This is a genomic window from Allomuricauda sp. NFXS6 (genome assembly GCF_040148835.1).
Taxonomy (GTDB): Bacteria; Bacteroidota; Bacteroidia; order Flavobacteriales; family Flavobacteriaceae; genus Flagellimonas.
In genome coordinates this window covers 1-24,121 of sequence record NZ_JAGEMG010000014.1, presented here as the reverse complement: position 1 = coordinate 24,121, position 24,121 = coordinate 1, and the positions used below count along the sequence as shown (strand labels likewise).

The window sequence follows — 24,121 nt, the reverse complement described above, 5'->3', positions numbered from 1 at the left end:
CAAAACAGGATTATGAAAAACTATTTTTGGGCTTTAGGGGCAATGTTATCCATTTGCTTTGCGCAGGCACAAGAAAAATTAACTTACCAACAGCCTTCGGAAGAAATACTGGAACTGGTAAATGCTCCACTCGCTCCGAGTGTGCTTATTTCCGACGATGGCGAATATATGGTAATGCTTTACCGGGATTACTACAAGACCATTGCCGAATTATCGGAAACAGAACTTCGATTGGCAGGGTTAAGAATCAATCCAAAAACCAACATTGGAAGCCGTACCAACTATTACAATAATATAATAGTCAAAGAAATTGGGGATAAAGATGGTACACAAGTGGAAGGTTTGACCGAAAATCCCCGTTTGGCCAATTTTAGTTGGTCCCCCGACCAGTCAAAAATAGCTTTTACCAATACCACTTCGGAAGGTGTGGAAGTAATGGTTTTAGACCTTGAGACTGCAAAAGCAACAACAATTACCGAAGCCAATGTAAATGCCAATATGAGGGATATTATCAATTGGTTCAAAGATGGAGAATCCATTTTGGTGAAAATGTTGCCCGGTGACAGAAAACCATTGATCAATGTGGATGAGGCCGTTCCGGAAGGCCCGACCATTTCAACCAATGATGGCAAAAAGGCACAAAACAGAACCTATCAGGATTTGTTGAAAAACCCGAATGATGAATTCAATTTTGAACAATTGGCTCGCTCCGAGCTCTATCAAGTAAAATTGGACGGCAGCAAAACAAAATGGAAAGATGCCGACCTATATACCAGTATCAGCTTTTCACCAGATGGGGAGTATGTAATGACAGTTACTTTGGACAGGCCTTTCTCCTACTTGGTACCTTATTATAGATTTCCAAATACCACGAATGTTTATAAAAAAGACGGCAGTATGGTAAAAACGCTTTTGGAGGTTCCCCTTATCGAGGATTTGCCCAAGGGCTTTATGGCAACCAGAACCGGAATGCGCAATATCAACTGGAGAAACGATAAACCAGCAACTTTGACCTATGTGGAAGCCTTGGATGGCGGGGATCCACAAAATGAGGTTGAATATCGTGATGAGGTGTTTGAAATTACCGCACCTTTTAATGGAGAGCCAAGATCTATTTTAAAGACAAAAAATAGGTTTAGGTACATTCAATGGGGCAATGAAAACATAGCCATTGCCCACGACCGCTGGTGGAACAACAGAAACACAAAAACATATCTTTTTGATCCATCCAATCCAGAAGCAGGGGCCAAAATCATTGAAGACAGAAACTACCAAGATGTATACAGTGATCCCGGGGATTTTGTGACCAAAAGAAATGAAAACGGAAGTTTGGTCCTTTCCTTGGACAAAAACAACAATGCCTATTTGATCGGGGACGGGTACACCGAGGAAGGACAGTTCCCCTTTGTGGAAAAGTTTGATTTAAACAATCTTAAAAAAACAAGATTGTACACTTCAAAATTGGAGAACAAGCTGGAAAACTTAATCGAATACAACCCCGAAAAAGATCAGCTGTTGGTGCGAATCGAATCTGCCAACGAGTACCCAAACTATTACTACAAAAGCTTGGTCAAAAGAAAAGGCCCCGTTCAATTGACCGATTTTGAAAATCCTTACAAAAGCATTCAAAATGTGCATAAAGAAGTTATCACCTATAAAAGGGATGACGGATTGGAACTTTCTGGAACCTTATATCTTCCTGTGGGATATGATATGGAGAAAAAAGAAAAAATGCCCATGATTTTGTGGGCATATCCAAGGGAGTACAAAGACAAGAACAGTGCTTCTCAGAATACATCAAACCCGAATGAATTTACATACCCCTATTGGGGATCCCCCATTTACTGGGTTGCCAAAGGATATGTTGTGTTGGACGGAGCGGCATTCCCCATTATTGGTGAAGGTGACGAACAACCCAACGATACTTTTAGAAGTCAACTGGTGGCAAATGCCAAAGCAGCCATTGACGCTGTGGACGAATTAGGGTATATTGACCGTGACCGTATTGCCGTAGGTGGTCATAGTTATGGGGCATTTATGGTGGCCAACCTGCTATCCCATTCGGATTTGTTCGCTGCCGGTATCGCCAGAAGCGGTGCCTACAATAGAACGTTAACCCCTTTTGGTTTCCAAAGTGAGGAAAGAAATTATTGGGAAGCACCCGAGGTGTACTACACCATGTCACCCTTTATGCACGCCGAAAAAATGACGACACCTTTATTGTTGATTCATGGCAAGGCAGATAACAACTCCGGCACCTACCCGATGCAAAGCGAACGTTATTTCAACGCCCTAAAAGGATTGGGGGCTACCGTTCGTTTGGTAATGCTACCCAAGGAAAGCCATGGATATCGAGGTAAAGAGAGTATTCTCCACATGCTATGGGAACAAGACCAATGGTTGGAGAAATATGTGAAGCAAAAAAAGTAGCGCCTAAAATACCTATCCAAATCAAAAAACCTGTTCGCTGATGCCAGTGAACAGGTTTTTTCATTGTAGTAATTTCAACCGAAGGTCAATTTAAATATTGCTGATATGTGTTCACCGTGACTTTGGCCTTTAGGTCGTGTAATAAGTTATAAAGTCCGAAAAAGGTACGGTTGATGTATAAAAAGTGTTTTGAACCCCTATTGCCGTTCATTTTTCTAATCTGTTCGTCCTTGGAATACCTTTCGCTCAGGTTCGCAATCTTTGACCAGAACCCTTCATCGCCAAAATCAAATGTTTCTTTGTGGAAAGGAGAGGTGAAAATAGTGAGCATTTCTTTGAACAGTGCTTTAAAAAACTGAAGTTCTTCCTCAGAATCCGTCGGCGTCAATATCTCCAACTCATACAGTTTTTCCATAAACACCTTGTCATTGTTTATGTTTTCCTCCTTGGCCAATTCAAAATAGGGCACGTAAAAATCATCAGGGATTTGCTTGATGCAACCAAAGTCGATTGCAATCAATTTACCATTAGAACTCACCAAAAAGTTTCCTGGGTGTGGGTCGGCATGTACCCTTCTTAATTTATGAATCTGGAACATATAAAAGTCCCAAAGCGCCTGTCCCAATGTATTTCCAAGCTTTGGATCAAAATCGGTTCGTGTAAGTTCCCCCAAATGGGTTCCTTCCATCCAATCCATGGTCAAAATACGTTCACTGGAAAGTTCTCGGTAGTATTTGGGAAATCGCATGTTCGGAATTACGGAACAAGCGGTTGTAATTTCATCGCTTTGCTCCAGCTCCAAAATATAATTGGTCTCTTCAACCAGTTTATGCTCTACCTCCTTAAAATATTTTTCGGAATCTTTCCCTTTTAGATTGAACATTTTAATGGCCACAGGCTTTACCAATGCCAAATCACTGCTGATGCTTTCGGCTACCCCGGGGTATTGAATCTTGACCGCCAGTTTTTTTCCATCCTTTTCAGCACGGTGCACTTGTCCAATACTGGCTGCGTTAACAGAATCCTTTTCAAATTCATCAAAGACATCTTCGGGGTACTTACCCAAATATTTCTTAAATGTTTTACGAACCAAGGGCGCGGACAATGGCGGCACCGAAAATTGTGAAAGGGAGAATTTCTCCACATAGGCACGGGGAAGAATATTCTTCTCCATACTTAGCATTTGAGCCACTTTCAAGGCACTGCCCTTCAAACTCTTTAGACCGTCGTAAATATCCTCGGCATTGTCTTGGTTCAGGGTATCTCTATTGGTTTGTGGATCAACCAATTTTTTACCGTAATACTTCATGTAATTACCGCCGATTTTTACGCCTGTCTTAACCAGCGTACCTGCTCGTTCAATTTTCCCTGTGGGAATGGTATCCAAACTTTTCATTAGGCCTATGCGAATTTCTCCTTGTACAGGAATTTTCCAAAGTCCACGATTTTTTCCAAAGGTGTACTTTCAAATATTTGAAAAATGGTAGTTACCGACTTTTCTATGGCGATATCTGTTTTTTCCAATCCGGGCGATCCGTCTTCCGTCCAAAATTTTAAAATGAACAGGAATTGCAACCATGCACCTTCAGAAAATAGCGGTGCGTTATATTTAAATATTTTGAGGTTTTTCTCCTCGTTCCTTTCTTCTATAAGCGTGGAAGCGAAATCTTTAAATTTTCTTCTCAGACCTTTTAGTTGCCCCAATCCTTCCATAGAGTTCTTGTGTTCTTTCATAATAAACAACACATAGCTCCTATTTAGGGTTAGGTTCTCAAAAAAGGTGAAGAAGAATGTAAGCATCTTCTCTTCATTGGTCATGGAGGGATATTCACTGTTCTTTTGCATTACATTGAAACTATTATCAAAAAACTTGTCCCAAATAGTTTTTTGAAGCGTTTCAAAAGAACCGAAAAAACCGTAAAACTCTTCTTCCTTTATCTTATGTTCCTTACAAAACTTAAATACCGAGCTCGGAACCTTTTCATTCTCCAATACAGACTCCATGAACAAGCTTATAATTTTATCCTCGGTGATTTTGGATTTGGTGGTATTTGCCATTTTGGTGTTTTTTCAAGGGTTAAAAATGTGGCAGGGCTGCAAAATTGATGTTTTAAAGAAAATGCACTTTCGAGCGAAAGTGCATTTTCACAACCTAACCAATAAATAAACAAACTTGTTATAGTAGTACTATTTCATAGCAATTCTTATCCTATAACACTGTAAATATACGTCTTTGTTTAACTTTTTTAATATTTAAATAAACAAAATTTTGTTAAAATTGAATTCATGCCGTCAAACCATTATCTGAATGCCAGTTTGTCATATTTATGGATATGGTATTTTTTTTGACAAAGGACGTATAGAAAGAATTAAAAACTAAACGATGGCAACAGGTAAAATCAATGTATCAGTAGAGAACATTTTTCCCTTGATCAAAAAATTTCTGTACAGTGATCACGAAATTTTCCTAAGGGAACTTATTTCCAACGCTACGGATGCGACCTTAAAACTAAAGCACCTAACCTCAATTGGCGAAGCAACAGTTGAATATGGCAACCCAATGATTGAGGTTAAGGTAGATAAGGACAACAAACGTATCCATATTTTGGACCAAGGTATCGGTATGACGGAGGAGGAAGTGAAAAAGTACATTAACGAAGTGGCTTTTTCCGGTGCAGAGGAATTCTTGGACAAGTACAAGGATGCTGGCAAAGATTCCGGTATCATAGGACACTTTGGTCTTGGTTTCTACTCTGCCTTTATGGTGGCGGAAAAGGTGGAGATCATCACAAAAAGCCACAAGGACGAACCAGCTGTGCATTGGAGCTGCGACGGTTCCCCGGAATTCTCCATTGAAACTAGCGACAAAACCGAAAGAGGTACGGAAATCATCCTTCATATTGGAGAAGATTCCACCGAGTTTTTAGAAGACGCCAGAATCCGTGAACTTTTGGTCAAATACAACAAGTTCATGCCCATTCCGATCAAATTCGGAACCAAAACAGAAACCCTTCCCAAGCCAGAAGATGCCAAAGAAGACGACCCGGCACCTACCAAGGAAGTGGATGATATCATCAACAATCCAAACCCAGCGTGGACCAAGCAGCCAACGGATTTAACCGAAGAGGAATACAAAAGCTTCTATCGTGAGCTTTATCCAATGCAGTTTGAGGAACCCTTGTTCCACATCCACTTGAATGTGGATTATCCGTTCAACTTAACGGGTATTCTGTATTTCCCAAAGTTGACAAACGACCTCAACATACAAAAGGATAAGATTCAACTTTACCAGAACCAAGTGTTCGTAACGGACAATGTGGAAGGCATTGTCCCGGAATTTTTGACGATGTTAAAAGGTGTTATCGATTCTCCGGACATCCCGCTGAACGTATCACGCTCTTATCTTCAGGCCGATGGTGCTGTGAAGAAAATCTCTTCATACATCACTAGAAAAGTAGCCGATAAATTGAGTTCACTTTTCAAAAATAACCGTGAGGATTTTGAACAGAAGTGGAACGACATCAAAGTCGTAATCGAATACGGAATGCTTTCCGAAGATAAATTCTTTGACAAAGCCGACAAGTTTGCACTTTATCCATCGGTTGATGGTGATTTCTACACCTTTGAAGAATTGGAAGCCAAAATCAAGGATAATCAGACAGACAAGGATGATAAATTGGTGGTTCTTTATGCTTCTGACAAAGAGGCTCAGCACAGCTACATTGAAGCTGCCAAGAAAAAAGGGTATGAAGTACTCTTATTGGATTCCCCGATTGTATCTCACTTGATGCAAAAATTGGAAACCTCCAAAGAGAACCTATCTTTTGTAAGAGTGGATGCAGACCATGTGGACAACCTTATCAAAAAAGAGGACACGGCCATTTCCAAATTGTCCGAAGAAGAAAAAGACAGCCTAAAGGCTGATTTGGAAAAAGTAATTTCCGATAAGGGATATACTATTCAGATGGAGGCCATGGAAAGCAGTGCTTCGCCATTCATTATCACCGAGCCTGAGTTTATGCGCAGAATGAAGGAAATGCAGCAAACCGGCGGCGGTGGTATGTTCGGCATGGGCAATATGCCAGATATGTACAACCTTATCGTAAACACCAATCACGAATTGGTCAGCGATATTTTGAATACTAAGACTGCCAAAAAACGTGAAAGGTTGATCAACCAATCCTTGGATTTGGCACGTTTGTCCAAAGGATTGCTGAAAGGCGAAGAGCTTACGAACTTTATAGCCCGAAGCTACGATATGATCAAATAATTAGATTTTTCTATAATCAAGAACGCAAAACCGCTCATTTAGAGCGGTTTTTGCATTTTATGTTTATCTTGGTTGGACCAAACCAATCAAACCGTGGGCAACAACGATTATAACAGTCCAACCTTTAAAAAGCTATTGGATTCCCTTCAGCAGCAAAGCTGGGAGTTGGAGCTAATTATCTCAGGTTTTGCCATTTTTGGGCTCTTTACGGCATATGAACCTCTTCGGGTAGAAATGTTGAATGCCGAAAATGAAGACCAAATTTATCGCTTCGTTGTATACTTTATCTTGAACATTGCCTGCTCCATTCTTTTGTTCAACCTATTACTACATGTAATTCTTCGAGGACTTTGGATTGGTTCTTTGGGACTACGATATGTTTCCGGTGATATTGAATTTGAAAAACTCAGGTATTCAGAGCGGTTTACCAAATATTTACAAAAACGTATCGTTTCTTTTGACAGATATATTGCCAATCTGGAAAACTATTGCAGTGTACTTTTCGCTATTTCATTTCTCCTGATATTTTACGTTTTGGCCATGACCATGATCATACTTTCGATTGTGTTTGTAGCCAGTTATGTCATAGAAGGTGATTTGTTCCCGAAAGCGTTTGGCAGTGTATTTGGGGCCTTTCTTATCATTTTTATCGTGATCGGAATGTTCCTCACCTTTATCGATTTCATTACCCAAGGGTGGTTAAAAAAGAAGAAATGGATCTCGCGACTTTACTTTCCCATTTATTGGATTTTCAGTTTTATAACCCTTTCGTTCCTGTATCGACCTTTGGTCTACAATTTTCTGGATAACCGTTTCGGAAAACGACTGATTTTGCTCTTGGCACCGATTTACATCATAATCCTGATGATAACGAGTTTGGAGTACAGGCAGTCCAATTATCTTGATAAGGAACAAAGATCGTCCACTATATTTGCAAAAAAGGAAAACTATTTGGACATGTTGACCGAAGAAGGCGACTTCCCAGGGCAGGTGGTCATTCCTTCCAAAGTTATTACCAAACCCTACTTAAATGTTTTCGTTCCTTTTTCCGAAAATTTGGAGGATCGTATTTTTGCCTACAATGATTCTTTGACACCTGAAAACGACCGTAGAGGCCTTTCTTCCAGCATTCAAATCAATACCAATTGGAGCGACCAAATTACCAGTGCCCGTCAAAAGGACAGTATTCGAAAAGTGTATCTAAAAACATTCAATGAAATATATTCGTTCAAAATAGATACCCTAGAGATGGATGAAGATTTTATAGTTACTACAGGAATAAACAATATCCTCGGTTTTGAGACCTTTCTTAAAATATCCAATCTTGATGAAGGCAAACATATTCTAAGGCTCCGGCGTAAAAGAAAGGAAAAAGATACGGTGGAAACTCGGACAGATGTTATCTTACCGTTTTGGTATTTTAAAAACTAGAGACTTATGGCACCTTGGCACCTATACGCAATGGCAGGAATGTATGTTTTGGCAGGCATCATGCACTTTATAAAACCTAAGATGTATATGCGCATTATGCCGTTGTACCTTCCCAATCATAAACTTTTGGTTTATCTAAGTGGTATTGCCGAAATTTTATTGGGTATTGGGGTATGCTTCGAGGCTACCCGAAAACTGAGCACTTTTGGTATTATTTTAATGTTAGGTGTGTTCTTATCCGTACATTTTTATATGCTTTCAGGAGAAAAAGCTTCTGCCGGTATTCCCAAATGGATCCTGATTCTTCGGATTCCGTTACAATTCTTCCTTATGTATTGGGCGTATTACTATGCCTATCTTTAAAAAGCAGTTTTATCCAGCTGCTTTTTTAACCAAGGTACTTGAGCAAAAAACATAAGCCCCAAAAAGAGAAAAGCATATATCGTTACTTTGGAAGAGCCGTATCCTTCCATCCACTTCCAATCAGCATGAAACCAAGAAGCCATGTTCAGGTTTTTGAACCAGCCTTGACCGCTATCAAGTCCCACTTGAGACCCCATCAAAATAAGTAACGCAATAAAAGCTAGAAATACAATGGTCAAAACCTTGCCTGACACAATTGGTTTATATTGAAAAATCGTATTGGGCGCTTCCGCCTCAATTTTTTGCATCACATTTTGGGTAAAATCAACAGAAGGCGTCTCCAATGGAGCATCTTCCATCATTTTATCTACCAAAGCTTCTAGTCTTTTATCTTCTAGTTTATCCATTGCTCTGCAATATTTCTTTGTTCAAATTCTTTTCCATTACACTGGCCAACCTTTTTCTAGCCCTAAACAACCTTACCTTCAATGTGTTTACAGGAAGATTGGTCGTTTCCTCCATTTCTTGCAGGTTTTTTTCCTCAAGATAAAACAAAGTCAAAACTCCCGCATCTTCTGTGGATAATTGGGACAGACATCGGTCTATCATTTCGCTGCGTTCAGCCTGTACCATTTTATCAAACGCCGTATCTAAATCCGCATAAGCAATTTGATCAATATGATTCAAATCTGTATGCATTCGTTTCTTTTTTATTTTTTTAATCCTGTCCAAACAACTGTTATAGGCAATCCGATAAATCCAGGTGGATAGCTTGGAATCTCCCTTAAAGTTTGCCAAGGACTTGTATACCTTAATAAATACATCCTGCGACACCTCCTCGGCCTCCTCTCTATTTCCCAACATCCGAATGGCCAGCGTAAAGACCAAATCTTTATAGTCATCCACAAAATCGGAGAACGCACGGGTATTGCCCGCGTGTATTTCCGAAATCAGTTTCTTTTCCTTGTTGGTCAGCATTGTTCATTGGACGCCAAAAGCGCTATTTAGGTTACACAAAAAATAAATTTTATTAAACATGTAACCTCTTTGTAAAAAGTGTCGTCATAGCTTATGAACAAATAAATTACGAATAATCATTAAAACGAACAGTTATGGGATCAGAAGTAATCATTATACCTATTATTTTCGGAGTCATTTTAGCCATTGCCTACCTCTATTTTTCAACCAGAAACAAAGAACGATTAGCCTTAATAGAAAAAGGGGCAGATGCCAGTATTTTTGTGCGGGGTAAACGAGAAGGTGCGGCACCTTTCTGGAAAATCATCATTCTAAACCTTTCTTTATTGTTGATGGGTATTGGAGTAGCCATTTTTGTAGCCTCTATTCTAAGTTACAATTTAGGGGTTGATGAAGAAGTGGCGTACCCAGGAACCATCTTCTTATTGGCAGGTGTTGGTCTCATGGTAGGTTTTAACATGACCAAAAAATTGGAGAAGGAGGATTAATCACTTTCTACATCAGTTAATTTTAAATGAAGGACCACCGCAACAAGCGGTGGTTTTTTATAACTTGCCAGTATGAAAGTTATCTCTACAAACCTCGGCAAGCCAACAAAAATTGTTTGGAACGGTAAAGAAACCATGACGGGCATCTACAAATATCCCGTTGATCAACCACTTTTTTTGTGTACTGAAGATGTGCAAGGCGACGCCGTTGTGGATAGAAAATATCATGGTGGCACCTATAAAGCCTGTTATTTATTTGCTGCTGACCACTATGCCCATTGGAAAGAGAAATACCCACTTTTGGATTGGAACTGGGGCATGTTCGGGGAAAACCTCACTATTGAAGGCCTGGACGAATCACAGTTAAGGATTGGCAACACCTATAAAATAGGCACTTCACTAGTCCAAATTACACAACCCAGAGAACCTTGTTATAAACTGGGTATTCGGTTTGGCGACCAAAACATACTGAAACAATTTATCGACCATGGATTTCCTGGCACCTATATCCGTGTTTTGAAACCTGGAAAAGTTAACGTGGGCGATACGATGGAACTTGTTGAGGAATCCAAGGCTCCATTGACCGTTCACCAATTCTACAACTTGCTATTTGCCAAAATAAAAGACAAAGATGTTTTGGAGTTGGCTTTAAATAATGAAGCCATCCCACCAAAGAAAAGGGAAAAACTTAAAAAATGGGCATAAAAAAAGGGGGCCTCCCGACCCCCAATGCACATAAAAATTAACTAAACAAACTATCTTACCTCCATAGTTTTCTTGTAGGTTCCAAATTTGTCCACTACAACTATGGTATATTCATCTTTAAAGGCTTTTTCAAAGTTGAATGCTTTTTCAACAACGATATCCCCGTTGATAACTTGGTCAAAAACAAGCCTATCCTCGCTATCGTATACTTTTAAAAGCACTGTACCCTGAGAAACGTTTAAAAGGTTCATCATAATTTTTCGACCCTTTTTAACGAATACCGGATCAAGGTTCACTTTCATCAAGTTCTTTTCAACTTCATATTTGGCTACTGTTTTTTTGCCAAAGTCAGTTGTTGTTCCATTGGCCATCCCAATTGCACTTATCAAAAGGGCCGCTGCTACTGTTAAATTCTTTACTACTTTCATAACACTTCGTTTTTTTAAGATTACAGTACAAATGTATGTCACAATAGCGCACAGAAATACCACCATCTTTTCCACTTTATGTGCTATATTAACATGGTAACTGATTTAACATAGCATTAATGATAAAATAGCATAACTTTGTGTTAACATTGTAGAGATTGGCCTTTGTATCACATTTGTAACTTTGCAATGGAAAACAAAAAATTGCACTAAATGATTCAAAAACCAGCATTTGAAGCAATAGCCCCAAGTTTTGGTCACTCGTTCACGTTTCAGAAGTTCAATGCAAACAACGAAAACAAAAACAATGGCTGGCATTACCACCCAGAACTGGAGTTGGTCTATGTGAACGGAGGGTCCGGTAAAAGACAAATAGGCAGCCATGTTTCCTATTACAGGAACGGTGACCTTATATTAATAGGTTCCAACCTGCCCCATTGCGGATTCACCGATAAGCTAACAGGCAACAAAAGTGAGACTTTGGTGCAGATGAAAGCAGATTTTTTGGGAAGTGATTTCTTCAACATACCCGAAATGAAGAACATCCAAAAGTTGTTCGAAGTCGCCAAAGGAGGTATCGCCTTTTCTGGCAAGACCAAAATGAAGGTTGGGGAAAAAATGGAGATTCTGGAATATCAAACAGATTTTCAACGATTGCTCTCCATACTTAATATATTGAACATTCTCGCCACTTCCACAGAAATAAATGTATTGAACGCCGAAGGCTTCTCCATGGAGACCGAGGTAAAGGACAACGACCGTATCAATATCGTCTTCAATTATGTGAAAACAAACTTTAAAGAAGACATCAGCTTGGAACAAATTGCAGATATGGTAAGTATGACGGTACCTTCTTTTTGCAGGTACTTTAAAAAAATCACCAACAAAACATTTACGCAGTTTGTGAACGAATATAGATTGGTGCACGCCTCCAAACTATTGGCAGAACAACCTATGAGCATAACTCAAGTATGTTATGACAGTGGTTTCAACAACTTCTCCCACTTTAATAAATCCTTTAAGGCCTTTACTGGGCAGAATCCTTCCGAATACAGAAACCAGTTAAAGACCGTTCTGCATTCCTAGGTGCCTTACCCAAATACGTCGTTCAAGACTTTTGCTAAGCGCAGTCCTCCTTTTTGGAGTTGCTTGAACAGTAATTCGTTGTAATCGTAGGAATAGCGGTATCCCAGTTTTTCACCTATCTCTACAGAATCATAGAGTTTTGCACATATCTTGTGCGATTCATCCACCCAATCGTAAATGGTACCCTCCTGAATCGCTTTCCGCTCTTTTCGGTCTACATCGATCAGTTCAGCGGCAAGCTCGGAGTAGGTCATTCCGTAGGATTCGATCAAGTTTTTGTCCCACACCCGGTGTAGATTACTTCCTTCGCCAAACCATTGCACCTGTATATCGTTGCCTCCTTTGTCCTCCGCCCTACTGGCATGCATTGGTTGATGAAGGTCACCGACAAAATGAATGAGCATTTTTAAATGAAAGACCCTGTCTTCCTTGGTATTATTATCATCTTTTACCTTATTGATACATTCCTCAATCGCCATAACAATATCGCCATATTCACTTTTTTCTGAATCTTTATAGCTCATCCCCAACGGATAGTTTACATAATGCCATGCCGAATATTTAGAATAGGTCCGGTCTGCTTTTATGTCATCCGCAAATGTGGAAACAAAGGCAAGACTATGACCGTCCAATAGATTATCCAAAGCTCTTTTGGCCTTTCCCGTCAAATATTCTTCGGCAATTTGTCCGGTAACGCGGTGTCCGGTTTTCCCCCAAATAGCATTTCCAAAAGCCACAAAAGGAAATAAAAGCAGTAGCAATAAGGTTTTTTTCATTTTTTAACGTCTCTTAATAAAGGAGTAGTCTAAGGCAATTCTTACTGCTAATTTTTGCAATGTTTTATCAAAGGGCAATCTAATTCAGAATTTTGGGATTTTTTTAACTACCTATCCTGTAATTTTGTTAAACCAACTAAACTCAACAATGTTAAGAAAACTTTTTGTGCTCGTTGCAATAGTAATCCCTTTGGCTCTTTTTTCGCAGACCAATACTAAAACTTTCACCGTAAAATATACTGACGATATCATTAAGGTAGATGGTATCTTGGATGAAAGTGCGTGGGAAACTTCAGAAAGTGCCCGTGATTTTCATCAATATTTTCCATCGGATACCACACTTGCAGGGCAGCAGACCGATATTAAGATGATGTACGATAACACCACACTCTACGTCGGCATTAGAATGGAGACCGAAGGCGATGATTATATTATCCCTTCTTTGCAAAGGGATTACAGAGCCGGTGGCAATGACAACATCAGTTTAATGTTCGATACTTTTAATGATGGCACCAATGCTTTCCTTTTTGGCATGAACCCCTATGGGGTACGCAGGGAAGCTTTAATATCCAATGGAGGCTCCGACAACAGCGGTTTTACCACATCCTGGGACGTCAAATGGCAAGGAGAAGCTAAAATTTATGATGGTTATTATGTTTGCGAGATAGCCATACCGCTCACCTCTTTTAAATTCAAACAAGGGGAGACCAAATGGCGCTTTAACAGCTACCGCTTTGATATGCAGACGAACGAAACGAGTACCTGGATGAAAATACCTCAAAACCAAGGGATTTTTAATCTGGCATTTATGGGCGATATGGTTTTTGAAAAACCTTTGGGAAAATCTAGAACCCCAATGGCACTTATCCCCTACGTAAACGGTATTCTTGCCAAGGATTACGAAAAAAATGAAGATTTGAGCACAATTGGATTTGGAGGGGATGCCAAAATTTCAATTGGAAACGGAATGAACCTCGACGTTACCTTGAATCCGGATTTCTCCAATGTGGAAGTAGACAATTTTGTGACCAACCTTACCCGCTTTGAAGTTTCTCTGCCCGAAAGACGTCAATTTTTTATTGACAACAATGATTTATTCGGTTCTTTTGGAAATGGCAGAGATGCAAATCCTTTTTTCTCAAGAAGAATAGGTATTGCTGAAGACAAGGATGGAGAAACCATAGAAAATGGGATTATTGGAGGAATAAGGCTTAGTGGTAAGCTAAATAAGAATTGGCGACTTGGTCTACTGAACATACAAACTGAAGAAGATGAGATAAATGAAATTCCGAGTAATAACAATACCGTACTGGCTTTGCAGAAAAAAATGTTCTCGCGATCTAACCTAAGCTTCATTTTTGTAAATCGACAAACCTTTGGAGAATACGATTTCGTGGAGGAGATAGATAGGTACAACCGTGTTGTAGGATTGGATTACAATCTGGCATCACCAAACAATACTTGGACAGGAAAATTTTTCTATCACAAAGCATTTGCACATGACATTGGCGATAAGGACGATTCAGGCGGAATGGACCTCCGTTACAATTCGAGATTTTTCAATTTTGGGGTTCGCGGAAATTTTGTGGGCGAGGATTTTCGATCCGACCTCGGTTTCATTCGAAGGGAAGATATTGTAGCTGCAAGACCCTTTGCAGAGTTAAACTTTTGGCCAAAGAAAGGAAAATTGAACACCCATGGTTTCAGATTTAATCCAAACTTTATATGGAGACCCACATTGGATTATCAGAACACCGATTACAGTATTTTTTCCCAATGGGAAGGCCAGTTTAAAACACAGGAGAGAATAGCCGTACGTATGTTCAACAGGTACACTTACCTAACTGAAACGTTTGACCCAACAGGCACCGATGATGGAGTTGAGCTACCTGCAAATGCAGGGTACCATTACACCAGTTATGAGACATCCTTTCAAAGTGATAGGAGAAAAGTCTTTTCCTTTTCCTTACAACCTGGGTATGGTGATTTTTACAATGGGAAAAGATATGTTTTTGAAGGGGATATGAGCCTTAGGCTGCAACCTACTGTATTCATCTCCATGGGGGTTATTTACAATAGTATTAAATTGCCCGAACCGTATGAAAGCGAAGATATATTATTGTTGAGTCCACGAATCAATATTACCTTTAACAAGTCTATATTTTGGTCAACATTGATTCAGTACGGTAACCAATTGGATAATTTAGGGTTCAACTCACGATTACAATGGCGATTTGCCCCTCTCTCCGACCTCTTTTTAGTATACAACGACAATTACTTTGTAAACAATTTTATGCCAAGGAGCCGATCCATCAATTTAAAGTTGACGTATTGGTTGAATATTTAGGGTGGTCTAAACAAAGTTATACCTGGATCACCTCAACGATTTTCCTATATTTGGGCTACTAGCTCAAAAAACATATGGATCAACTACCTTTTACCCAGGACACCGTCATCTTTGGACTTCTTTGCCTTTGTTTAGGCTTTGTTTTTTACACCTCTTCCATTAAATCCGGTTTCTGGGCAAAGTTTTATCGCGTGGTCCCCACCGTACTTATGTGCTACCTATTGCCAGCAATTTTGGCCAGCGTAGGCATCATCGACGAATCATCATCCAACACCTATTACGTAGCCAGCCGTTATCTTTTGCCAGCCGCCTTAATTTTAATGACCTTAAGCATTGACCTAAAGGCCATCATAAATTTGGGATCCAAGGCCTTGGTCATGTTCCTCACGGGAACGGTGGGCATTGTAATAGGAGGGCCCATCGCCATTTTGATTGTTTCCATATTTTCTCCTGAAACCGTGGGCGGTGTTGGACCAGATGCCGTTTGGAGGGGATTGGCCACCATTGCGGGCAGTTGGATTGGTGGTGGAGCCAATCAAGCTGCTATGCTGGAAGTTTTTAAATATAATCAAGAGAGTTATGGCGGTATGGTTTTAATTGATATTGTAGTCGCCAACCTTTGGTTGGCCATTATTCTGTTGGGCGTGGGCAAGACCAAAAAAATAGACCGTTGGCTCAAGGCGGATACCTCTTCCATTGAAGAACTCAAAATAAAGGTATCCAACCATACCAAAAAAATAGCACGCGTAACTACCCTTAAGGATTTTATCATGTTGTTGTTCTTTGCCTTTGTTGGAGTAGGTATTGCTCATTTGGTGGGGCATCATTTTGCCCATTTTTTACAAAATAATTTTGAGGTCATTCGCAACCCGCAAAAAATATTGTCTTCCTTAGGATCCGAATTCCTTTGGATGGTCGTTTTTGCAACGGCAATAGGAATTGGACTTTCCTTTACCAAAGCCAAAAATTATGAAGGTGCCGGCGCCAGTAAAATTGGCGGCATGTTCATTTATATTTTGGTGGCAACCATTGGAATGAAAATGGATTTGGGCAAAGTGTTGGACAATCCAGGGCTCATCGCCATCGGTTTGATTTGGATTACCATACACGCCGGGCTGCTTATTTTAATGGCCAAATTGATAAAAGCCCCTTTCTTTTTCTTGGCGGTGGGCAGTCAGGCAAACGTGGGCGGAGCAGCCTCTGCACCTGTCGTGGCGGCTGAATTCCATCCTTCGTTGACCTCCGTAGGCATACTTTTGGCCGTTTTTGGCTATGTTGTAGGTACTGCTGGAGCATATTTATGCGCTTTGTTGATGGAAGTCGCCTCGAATGTTTAAATATTTTCAGAAGATTATGCATCTTTGCCCAGCTAAAATTTTATGATGAAGCGGATATTGTTTGTATTACTGGTTGGAATTACTGTACTGTCCTGTGAAAAGAGTACGGAAGATACTATGAACGTTAGTGGAAACATTAAAGGACTCAAAAAAGGAACGCTCTATTTGCAACAATTCAAAGACTCTACGCTTACAGTTTTGGATTCCTTGGAGATAAAAGGGGACGGTGCGTTCAGCTTTTCAACCGAAGTGGACGAGCCAGAAATATTTTACCTCTACTTAAAGAAGGAAGATAATAACGACATCAACGATAGAATTACCTTTTTTGGTGAATCTGGAAATATTGTCATCAATACGGCTTGGAACACTTTTGATACCGACGTGGATATATCGGGTTCCAAATCCCACGAGAAACTTTTAGAGTTTCATAAAATGGCCTCCCAGTTCAACATTAAAGAATTAGGATTGGTTCAAGAAGCATCAAAACCCGAGTTTCAAGAAGATTCGCTAGCCTTGGACTCCCTAGGACGCTTGATCAATCAAAACACGATCAATCGATACCGTTATGCCCTTAATTTTGGACTCAACAATGGGGATTCTTACGTAACTCCATATATTATGATGACAGAGGCCAGTGAGGCAAATCCAAAATATTTGGATTCCATCTATAAAGGATTGACCCCCGAGGTGGCCTCATCTAAATACGGAAAGCAATTTAAAGCGTTTTTGGACAAAAACAACTAGGCCTCTAGACTGTTGAGTTGTTCTACCAGCTTGGTGGCCTTTTTCTCCAGCTCGGTCCTTATGGTCCTAAAGTGGTTTTTACTGTCCGTTACTTTTTTCTGATTGATTTTATCCATGAGATTGTCATATACCTCAATGGCTTCGTCTATAATTACCGTTCCCTCTTCAGATTCCTTGTTTCCGGAACCGGCTTCCCAGATATAGACAGCCTCAATAATATCTCCGAGGACAAAATTGACATCCTTTTTTAAATCACGAATACTTGGCATAACGCGGTGGTTTTGATTAAAGATACCATTAAATCGTGACTTCTAGAAGTTTGGCGCCTGCAGTATCAATTTCAACATAACTGCTTGATGCAGAAACAAGAACAGTTTCTCCTTTTTTAATGGGGGCACTGCCCCAATCATTGTTGATAATGGCTGCTCCACCCACGCACATATAAATGGTGAAGGAATCCCGGTCGGTCAGATTTTGCTTCATCGATTTGGACAACTCCAAAAAGTTTGTTTTAAAATAAGGGCAATCCACCATGCCATTGACCTTGTCATGTTGCTTGGGGTAATTCACCTTAAAATCGTCTTTCTTTTCGTAGTCGATGGCATCAACCGCTAAACATGTGTGCAGTTCTCTTAAATTTCCGTCCTTGTCCCTTCGATTAAAATCAAATACCCTATACGTAATATCAGATGTCTGCTGAATCTCTGCCAAAAGCACTCCCGCCCCAATGGCATGTATTTTCCCTGTATTGATAAAAAAGGTATCGCCCTCTCCAACTTCTTCATAATTCATCAAATCGGTTAAGGTACCCTCCTCTATGCTTTTTACATACTCCTCCTTTTCTACATCTTTATTGAACCCAACAATTAACTTGGCTCCAGGGTCTGCATCCATAATATACCACATCTCGGTTTTTCCGAAAGAATTGTGACGCTCTTTGGCCAATGCATCATTGGGGTGCAACTGTATGGAGAGGTCTTGTTTGGCATCAATAAATTTGATGAGAATCGGAAAATCGTTTCCAAAACGTTCCACAACACTTTTGCCCAAAAGTGCTTCCCCCTGATCATCCATCAAATTTTGAAGCGAAGTGCCCGCGAAATCTCCGTTGGACACTTCTGAAATATCACCCGGTACTCCAGAGAGCTCCCAGCTCTCACCGGTAATATCACTGTCTATGGGCTTGTTTAGAACATCTTTTAACTTGGTTCCTCCCCAAAGCCGCTCTTTGAGGATTGGTTTGAATTTTAAAGGGTAAAGGCTCATGGTACTATCCGGAGTAGGTTACAAAATTTCGAGGGGTTTCATAGAGTACCACTTCCAACTCTTTTGCTTGTTCTATATGGGGTCTTAATTTATTCCATATGACTACCACTATATTCTCAGCAGTGGGGTTCAAATTTTCAAATTCAGGAACATCGAGGTTAAGGTTTTTATGGTCCAGCGCTTCTTCTACATGTTCCTTGATCAAATCCTTGAGTACTTTTAAATCCATAACAAAGCCTGTTTCCGGATCAATTTCCCCTGTTACACTCACTATAAGATCATAATTGTGTCCGTGAAACTTTGGATTGTTACATTTTCCAAAAACGGCGTTGTTCTTCTCCTCGTCCCAGTCCGGTCTATACAGTCTATGAGCCGCATTGAAACTGGCCTTTCTACTTGCTTTTACCTTCATTGCGCTGGAGTGTTTTCCATGAGATGGTCGTAGAAACGTTCAAAAATAATTTTGAACCATTCCGTGTACTCATTGGGGTTTTCTGCGATATCTTTTTTGACATCCTCGGGTTGCATCCATTTCCAATCGGCAACTTCATCTGGGTTTATGTTGGGCTCTTCCTCAAAATAACCCACCATCACGTGGTCGAATTCGTGTTCGGTAAGGCCATTGTCAAAAGGGGCCTTATACACGAAGTTGAAAAGTTCCTTGAGGTCTGTGGTAAAACCCATTTCTTCCATAAGCCTTCGTTTACCAGCATCTATATTGCTTTCCCCTTCTCGTTGATGACTGCAACAGGTGTTGGTCCATAATAATGGGGAATGGTATTTATCCTTTGCTCTTTGCTGCAACATGGTCTCTCCTTTGGCATTCATCACAAAAACGGAGAAAGCCCTGTGCAACAAGGCTTTTTCATGGGCTTCCATTTTTGGCATTAAACCAATAGGTTCGTCCTTTTCGTTAACAAGTATCACTTTTTCCTCTTTCATACTGTAAAAATATGACCTTTGAGGTAAAATAAAGGGTGTTGATAGGTAAATTCTTGCTAAAAGAAGCGTGGGGATTTCAGGTTTCCAATATTTCTGATGAAGTCATATCTCAGAATTATTTCAAAGGAACCGTCGTTGAAAGTGGCCGCCCCTAGTTCTGTAATCTCGCGGTCGTATGCCATACCAATCATAAACTGATCGGAAATCATAAAGCCAAGAAGTCCGCTAAAGGCAGCGTCCCAACGGTAAGCTACCCCTGCAACAAACTTTTCGTTGAACATAAAGTTCACAGAAAGGTCCACCTGCAATGGCGCACCTTGCACTGCTTTGGTCAAAAGTGTGGGCTTAAACTTTAAAACCGGGTTAAGGTCCCAAACATAGCCTGTAATGAAATATAGGTTCATTTCCTCGTTTGCGGTGGACACGGAAGACGAATCGAAATGGGTGGTCTCCAAAATTCGTGGGGCGGACAGGCCTGCATAAAATCTTTCGTTATGGAAGTACACGCCTGCACCAATATTGGGAGAGAACTTGTTTTGTATGTCTTGTTGTGATTGTAATTGCGGGTCCACTTCATATTCATCGAGCTCGGAGTAGCGGATATCCAACATATGTGCACTTGCCTTAAGTCCAAAACTCAATCTACCCTCCCACCCAGTTTGGATGGTATAGGAAAAGTCTACATCAAAATAGGTTTCGGAGGTGGGGCCAATTTTATCGTTTACTATGGATAATCCCATACCAACACCGCGGTAGCCAACGGGGGTATGAACATTTAAAGTCTGTGTTTCCGGTGCTCCATCGAGTCCCAACCATTGGTTTCGGTACAAAGCGGCAATACTCAAATGTCCCCTTGAACCTGCATAGGCCGGGTTAACACTTACCGTATTGTACATATATTGCGTGTACTGTGCATCTTGCTGTGCATGCATGTTTCCCAATACCAAAAGTAGTAGGGCTAGCAGCCATTGCATTTTTCCTTTTAAAAGTTTATTCACCACAGTAACCATTGTTTATCTGTTAATGTATATGTAACCTGTAAGCTGTTTCGTATCCCCTCCATTATCCTGATAGTCTATCACGTAGAAATATGTACCTACCGGCAGTTTATTGTCTTGATCTACGGTCACCCTACCTTGGGATGTACCATCAAACACATTTCCTGTAGTATTGTAGGCTCTGGTTTGATACACCATTACACCCCACCTATTGTAAATTCTTACGGTGTTGCTAGGATAGTTTTCAAGTCCTCGGATTTCCAGAACATCATGTACTCCATCACCGTTTGGCGTAATCACATTGATTACGTCAACTACCTCTTCATCTATGGAGGATTCACCTAGGTCTGGGTCAAGGTAATTGGGTATACCATTTTCATTGGAATCATCATTGGCATAGTTTCCATCGCCATTCATATCTTCATCCATGGTTTCGATACCATCGTCGTCGTCGTCGGAATCCCTGAAGTCCGGAATACCGTCGCCATCGTTGTCGGGCAATGCAGTACTCGGGTCGTTCATTTCGTCATTGACATCAATATCTATAACTGTTGTTCCCTCGTAGCCATCATCCAGACCATCGTTGTCCTTATCGGAACCTATCAGTGTTACTTCTGGAACACCGTCATGGTCATGATCATGCCCTTCGATGGCATCTGGGACATTGTCGTTGTCGCTATCCTCGTCCACATAATCCGGAATTCCATCATTATCGGAATCAACGGGAATCAATCCCACGTTTCCATCAGCTTCATAGGCATCATCCAATCCGTTGTTATTTTCATCCATCAAACTTGGTGGAATATAGCCTAAAGCCAGTTGTGCCTCCACATTATCCGGAATACCGTCATTATCGCTATCAATATCCAAGTAATCCGGGATTCCATCACCGTCAGTATCCGTAGAGTTGGTCGATGGGTCATTATCGTTATCGGTATTCAGGTCTTCAAAACTGTCCACAATACCGTCATTATCAGTGTCCAAATCAATTCCTGATGGACTAACAATCACCGTAATGGTTGCTGTACTGCAATTTCCATTTGAATCACACACCGTGTAGTCAAAAGAGTCCGTACCCGTATATCCTGAGTTTGGCATGTAGGTGATATCATCATCGGAAGGGTCGTTAACTGTACCATTGTCATTCAACACAACAGTTCCGTTGGATGGATCCGTAGTCGTAATTGATCCCGTAGTAGGAATATCATTGTCGTTTGCTCTCCAGGAGATAATAGCTTCCACTCCAATATCCGTTGATACTGAATCATCAAAAGCATCCACAATTGGAAGTACTTCCACGGTAACCGTAGCTGTACTACAATCTCCAAATGAGTTACAGATGGTGTATTCAAAACTATCGTTACCGTTAAAATCCGGGTTTGGTGAATAATTTACCACATCATCCGATGGGTCATTGGCCGTTCCGTTGTCATCTATACTAACTGTTCCGTTTGTTGGATTTGTAGTGGTCAAAACACCTGTTGTCGGCAAATCGGAATCATTATCCAATATGGGTACGATAACCGAGGAATCCTCGTTGACCACAATCATATCATCAACCAAGTTGGCAGACTGACTCATACAAACCACCGTAAAACGTGGCAATTCAGTACTGTTTCCTACTTTTGTAATAGTAGCCACGTAACGCATCACAGTTTGTGTGCTTGTAACAGTTGGTCGGGTCTGGTCTCCAGTTAAGGCAGGACTCCAGCTTACCGTTGCTCCTGAGGGAACACTCGCCGAAATATCCAAAACAACCTCATTATTCGGCGCTTCGCAATCGGTTAGAATAAAATATCCGGTTGCATTGGACCCGCAGAGTGTACCATCGTAAGTCGCAAAATATACCCCTGGTTGGGTGGCTTCATAAAATGAATTGGTTCCCAAAACGGTTCCTGTATCCGATGCCTCATACCATTGATAATTGTTCTCATCACCGGTATCGGGTGCTTGCAACAAAAATTGTGCATTTGCAAAATTCGTCCCCATAAAGAGAACAAACAGTCCAATGAGTAAAGACTTATATGAGGTGTTTGATTTCAAAATCTATCCGTCTTTAGTCATTATTATTTTACTACGAATACTACGTTGATCAATGCATTGTAATCAGCTGGTTGACCGATAATATCATAGGTCAGAACACCATTAGCATCAATACTCATATTATCAAATACGGTTGGGTCTGCGTAGGTTACGTAGTAATATAGTTCTGTTGCTCCATATGTTGGAACAGCCGCTGGAGCTCCTGCACTTGCTACTGATGGAGTTCCGTATTGAGCCACGTATTGGGCGTACAAATCCACTGTTCTTCCTGTTCCGTTGGATGATGCATCGATGGCAATGGAAGGAGGGTAAAATATTCTAGCTGCTTTGGATGTAATTGGAGCTATATCTTGAATCACATCCTCCACGGTAGTTTCCGTATTTCCGTCACCGTCCACATCAATTGGCGAATCTGAATTCACCTCTGATGCTACTTGATCGTCTGTATTGATATTTGTCAATGGCACTTGCAAAGTACCATTGCTATCTTCAATCTCGAGATTTGTGCCATTTACCTCAAAACGTGTATTGATTTCATTCGTTGAAGAAAGGTCACCATCCGCGGCAATATGGTTCGAAATGTCCGTGGCATTGGCCGAGATGTTGCCTGTATTCGTGGAAATGGCAGCCGTGTTGGCGGCTATATCGGTCGTGTTCGTGGCAATATCCGAAGTGTTACCAGCAATATCGGTCGTGTTCGTGGCAATATTCGTTGCATTGGTGGAAATATTACCTGTATTGCTTGTGATGTCAGCAGTATTATCGGCTATGTCAGAGGCATTGGCCGCAACACCTGCACTATCGTCAAGATCGCTCAGGTCAACGGTCACGTCCGTGGTCCCCTCGCTGATGGTCAAAACGTTGCTCGGTGCATCGAGTGAGGCCCCAGTAATGTCGTCATCCGAAACACTGTCCACATAGGCCTTTGTTGCGGCATCGCTTGCGGCAGTCGGCGCACCCAGACCCGTCAATACCAATCCATTGGCATCGTTGCCATCGGTAAGCACTTCCTCGATGTTCTGAATCTCGTTCGTGGAGGATAGGTCCCCGTCCGCGGCGATATGGTTCGCAATGTCCGTGGCATTGGCCGAGATGTTGGTCACATTAGTTGCAATATCCGTTGTGTTCGTGGCGATATCGGAAGCATTCGTTGTGATGTTCGTTGTGTTCGTTGCTATGTCCGAGGCGTTCGTTGTGATGTCAGCTGTGTTCGATGCGATATTGGTAGCATTTATGGAAATGTTACCTGCATTCGTTGTGATATCGGAAGCGTTTGTTCCTATGTCAGTTGTGTTCGTGGCAATGTTGGTTGCATTGGTGGAAATATCACCTGTATTGCTTGTGATGTCGGCGGTATTATCGGCTATGTCAGAGGCATTGGCCGCAACACCTGCGCTGTCGTCAAGATCGCTCAAGTCGACGGTCACGTCCGTGGTGCCCTCGCTGATGGTGAGCACGTTGCTCGGTGCATCAAGGGAAGCTCCCGTGA

Annotated in this window: 23 protein-coding genes; 10 read left to right on the top strand and 13 right to left on the bottom strand. The window is 41.0% G+C overall.

All coding sequences use genetic code 11. The features are described from left to right. The first annotated feature begins 12 nt into the window (after positions 1 to 12). Positions 13 to 2,430, top strand: coding sequence for a S9 family peptidase (locus J4E06_RS16675; protein ID WP_349525133.1), 2,418 nt, complete (start codon positions 13 to 15; stop codon positions 2,428 to 2,430). Positions 2,431 to 2,515: 85 nt separating this feature from the next. Here J4E06_RS16675 and J4E06_RS16670 read toward each other — a convergent pair whose 3' ends face one another. Both J4E06_RS16670 and J4E06_RS16665 read right to left on the bottom strand, forming a co-directional pair. Beyond that, complete coding sequence (locus J4E06_RS16670) at positions 2,516 to 3,826, bottom strand: ABC1 kinase family protein (RefSeq protein WP_349525132.1); 1,311 nt, start codon at positions 3,824 to 3,826, stop codon at positions 2,516 to 2,518. Between the two features lie 5 nt (positions 3,827 to 3,831). Then, positions 3,832 to 4,488, bottom strand: a complete 657-nt coding sequence (locus tag J4E06_RS16665; RefSeq protein ID WP_349525131.1) for a TetR family transcriptional regulator C-terminal domain-containing protein — start codon at positions 4,486 to 4,488, stop codon at positions 3,832 to 3,834. A gap of 325 nt (positions 4,489 to 4,813) precedes the next feature. On the opposite strand from J4E06_RS16665, the gene htpG reads away from it, so the two are divergent. From htpG to J4E06_RS16650, 3 genes are all read left to right on the top strand, one after another. After that, positions 4,814 to 6,700, top strand: a complete 1,887-nt coding sequence (gene htpG, locus J4E06_RS16660) for a molecular chaperone HtpG (RefSeq protein ID WP_349525130.1) — start codon at positions 4,814 to 4,816, stop codon at positions 6,698 to 6,700. Between the two features lie 93 nt (positions 6,701 to 6,793). Beyond that, positions 6,794 to 8,131: a hypothetical protein gene (locus J4E06_RS16655; RefSeq protein WP_349525129.1), complete on the top strand. Its 1,338-nt coding sequence runs from the start codon at positions 6,794 to 6,796 to the stop codon at positions 8,129 to 8,131. 6 nt (positions 8,132 to 8,137) lie between these two features. Then, on the top strand, positions 8,138 to 8,494 hold the full coding sequence (locus J4E06_RS16650; protein ID WP_349525128.1) for a DoxX family protein: 357 nt from the start codon (positions 8,138 to 8,140) through the stop codon (positions 8,492 to 8,494). On the opposite strand, the gene J4E06_RS16645 is transcribed toward J4E06_RS16650, so the two are convergent. Next, a complete protein-coding gene (locus J4E06_RS16645; RefSeq protein WP_349525127.1) occupies positions 8,491 to 8,901 on the bottom strand; it encodes a hypothetical protein in 411 nt (136 codons plus the stop codon). The two genes, J4E06_RS16650 and J4E06_RS16645, sit on opposite strands and share 4 nt — an antisense overlap. Next, on the bottom strand, positions 8,894 to 9,472 hold the full coding sequence (locus J4E06_RS16640; RefSeq protein ID WP_349525126.1) for an RNA polymerase sigma factor: 579 nt from the start codon (positions 9,470 to 9,472) through the stop codon (positions 8,894 to 8,896). Before J4E06_RS16640 ends, J4E06_RS16645 begins: the two co-directional genes overlap by 8 nt. A gap of 134 nt (positions 9,473 to 9,606) precedes the next feature. Here J4E06_RS16640 and J4E06_RS16635 point away from each other — a divergent pair, with 134 nt between their 5' ends. After that, on the top strand, positions 9,607 to 9,960 hold the full coding sequence (locus J4E06_RS16635; protein ID WP_349525125.1) for a DUF6249 domain-containing protein: 354 nt from the start codon (positions 9,607 to 9,609) through the stop codon (positions 9,958 to 9,960). A 72-nt stretch (positions 9,961 to 10,032) separates the two neighbouring features. Continuing rightward, positions 10,033 to 10,665 carry an MOSC domain-containing protein gene (locus J4E06_RS16630; RefSeq protein WP_349525124.1) on the top strand — a complete coding sequence of 211 codons (633 nt, stop codon included), beginning with the start codon at positions 10,033 to 10,035 and terminating at the stop codon, positions 10,663 to 10,665. A gap of 50 nt (positions 10,666 to 10,715) precedes the next feature. Here the strand turns inward: J4E06_RS16630 and J4E06_RS16625 are convergent, their stop codons facing one another. After that, a complete protein-coding gene (locus J4E06_RS16625; protein ID WP_349525123.1) occupies positions 10,716 to 11,093 on the bottom strand; it encodes a hypothetical protein in 378 nt (125 codons plus the stop codon). Between the two features lie 213 nt (positions 11,094 to 11,306). Between J4E06_RS16625 and J4E06_RS16620 the strand changes: the two genes are divergently transcribed. Beyond that, positions 11,307 to 12,179 (top strand): AraC family transcriptional regulator, encoded by an 873-nt coding sequence (locus J4E06_RS16620; protein WP_349525122.1) that lies wholly within the window; start codon positions 11,307 to 11,309, stop codon positions 12,177 to 12,179. A 5-nt stretch (positions 12,180 to 12,184) separates the two neighbouring features. Here J4E06_RS16620 and J4E06_RS16615 read toward each other — a convergent pair whose 3' ends face one another. Continuing rightward, positions 12,185 to 12,955, bottom strand: a complete 771-nt coding sequence (locus J4E06_RS16615) for a S1/P1 nuclease (RefSeq protein WP_349525121.1) — start codon at positions 12,953 to 12,955, stop codon at positions 12,185 to 12,187. A 148-nt stretch (positions 12,956 to 13,103) separates the two neighbouring features. Here J4E06_RS16615 and J4E06_RS16610 point away from each other — a divergent pair, with 148 nt between their 5' ends. The 3 genes from J4E06_RS16610 to J4E06_RS16600 all read left to right on the top strand — a co-directional run bounded on the left by J4E06_RS16610 (position 13,104) and on the right by J4E06_RS16600 (position 17,383). Continuing rightward, positions 13,104 to 15,302 (top strand): DUF5916 domain-containing protein, encoded by a 2,199-nt coding sequence (locus tag J4E06_RS16610; protein WP_349525120.1) that lies wholly within the window; start codon positions 13,104 to 13,106, stop codon positions 15,300 to 15,302. Between the two features lie 74 nt (positions 15,303 to 15,376). Continuing rightward, positions 15,377 to 16,639 (top strand): DUF819 family protein, encoded by a 1,263-nt coding sequence (locus tag J4E06_RS16605; RefSeq protein WP_349525119.1) that lies wholly within the window; start codon positions 15,377 to 15,379, stop codon positions 16,637 to 16,639. Positions 16,640 to 16,681: 42 nt separating this feature from the next. Next, positions 16,682 to 17,383, top strand: coding sequence for a DUF4369 domain-containing protein (locus tag J4E06_RS16600; protein WP_349525118.1), 702 nt, complete (start codon positions 16,682 to 16,684; stop codon positions 17,381 to 17,383). Here the strand turns inward: J4E06_RS16600 and J4E06_RS16595 are convergent. From J4E06_RS16595 to J4E06_RS16565, 7 genes are all read right to left on the bottom strand, one after another. Further along, positions 17,380 to 17,652: a hypothetical protein gene (locus tag J4E06_RS16595; RefSeq protein WP_349525117.1), complete on the bottom strand. Its 273-nt coding sequence runs from the start codon at positions 17,650 to 17,652 to the stop codon at positions 17,380 to 17,382. The genes J4E06_RS16600 and J4E06_RS16595 overlap by 4 nt on opposite strands. Before the next feature lie 28 nt (positions 17,653 to 17,680). Continuing rightward, a complete protein-coding gene (locus J4E06_RS16590) occupies positions 17,681 to 18,649 on the bottom strand; it encodes a type I phosphomannose isomerase catalytic subunit (protein ID WP_349525116.1) in 969 nt (322 codons plus the stop codon). 4 nt (positions 18,650 to 18,653) lie between these two features. Then, entirely contained in the window at positions 18,654 to 19,061 is a 408-nt protein-coding gene (locus tag J4E06_RS16585) for a 6-pyruvoyl trahydropterin synthase family protein (RefSeq protein ID WP_349525115.1), read from the bottom strand. Beyond that, entirely contained in the window at positions 19,058 to 19,591 is a 534-nt protein-coding gene (gene idi / locus J4E06_RS16580; protein WP_349525114.1) for an isopentenyl-diphosphate Delta-isomerase, read from the bottom strand. Before idi ends, J4E06_RS16585 begins: the two co-directional genes overlap by 4 nt. Positions 19,592 to 19,647: 56 nt before the next feature. Continuing rightward, a complete protein-coding gene (locus J4E06_RS16575) occupies positions 19,648 to 20,565 on the bottom strand; it encodes a PorP/SprF family type IX secretion system membrane protein (protein WP_349525113.1) in 918 nt (305 codons plus the stop codon). A 39-nt stretch (positions 20,566 to 20,604) separates the two neighbouring features. Then, positions 20,605 to 22,578, bottom strand: a complete 1,974-nt coding sequence (locus J4E06_RS16570; RefSeq protein WP_502877359.1) for a T9SS type B sorting domain-containing protein — start codon at positions 22,576 to 22,578, stop codon at positions 20,605 to 20,607. A gap of 77 nt (positions 22,579 to 22,655) precedes the next feature. Next, a partial coding sequence (locus J4E06_RS16565) for a beta strand repeat-containing protein (RefSeq protein WP_349525111.1) occupies positions 22,656 to 24,121 on the bottom strand: 1,466 nt, incomplete at its 5' end.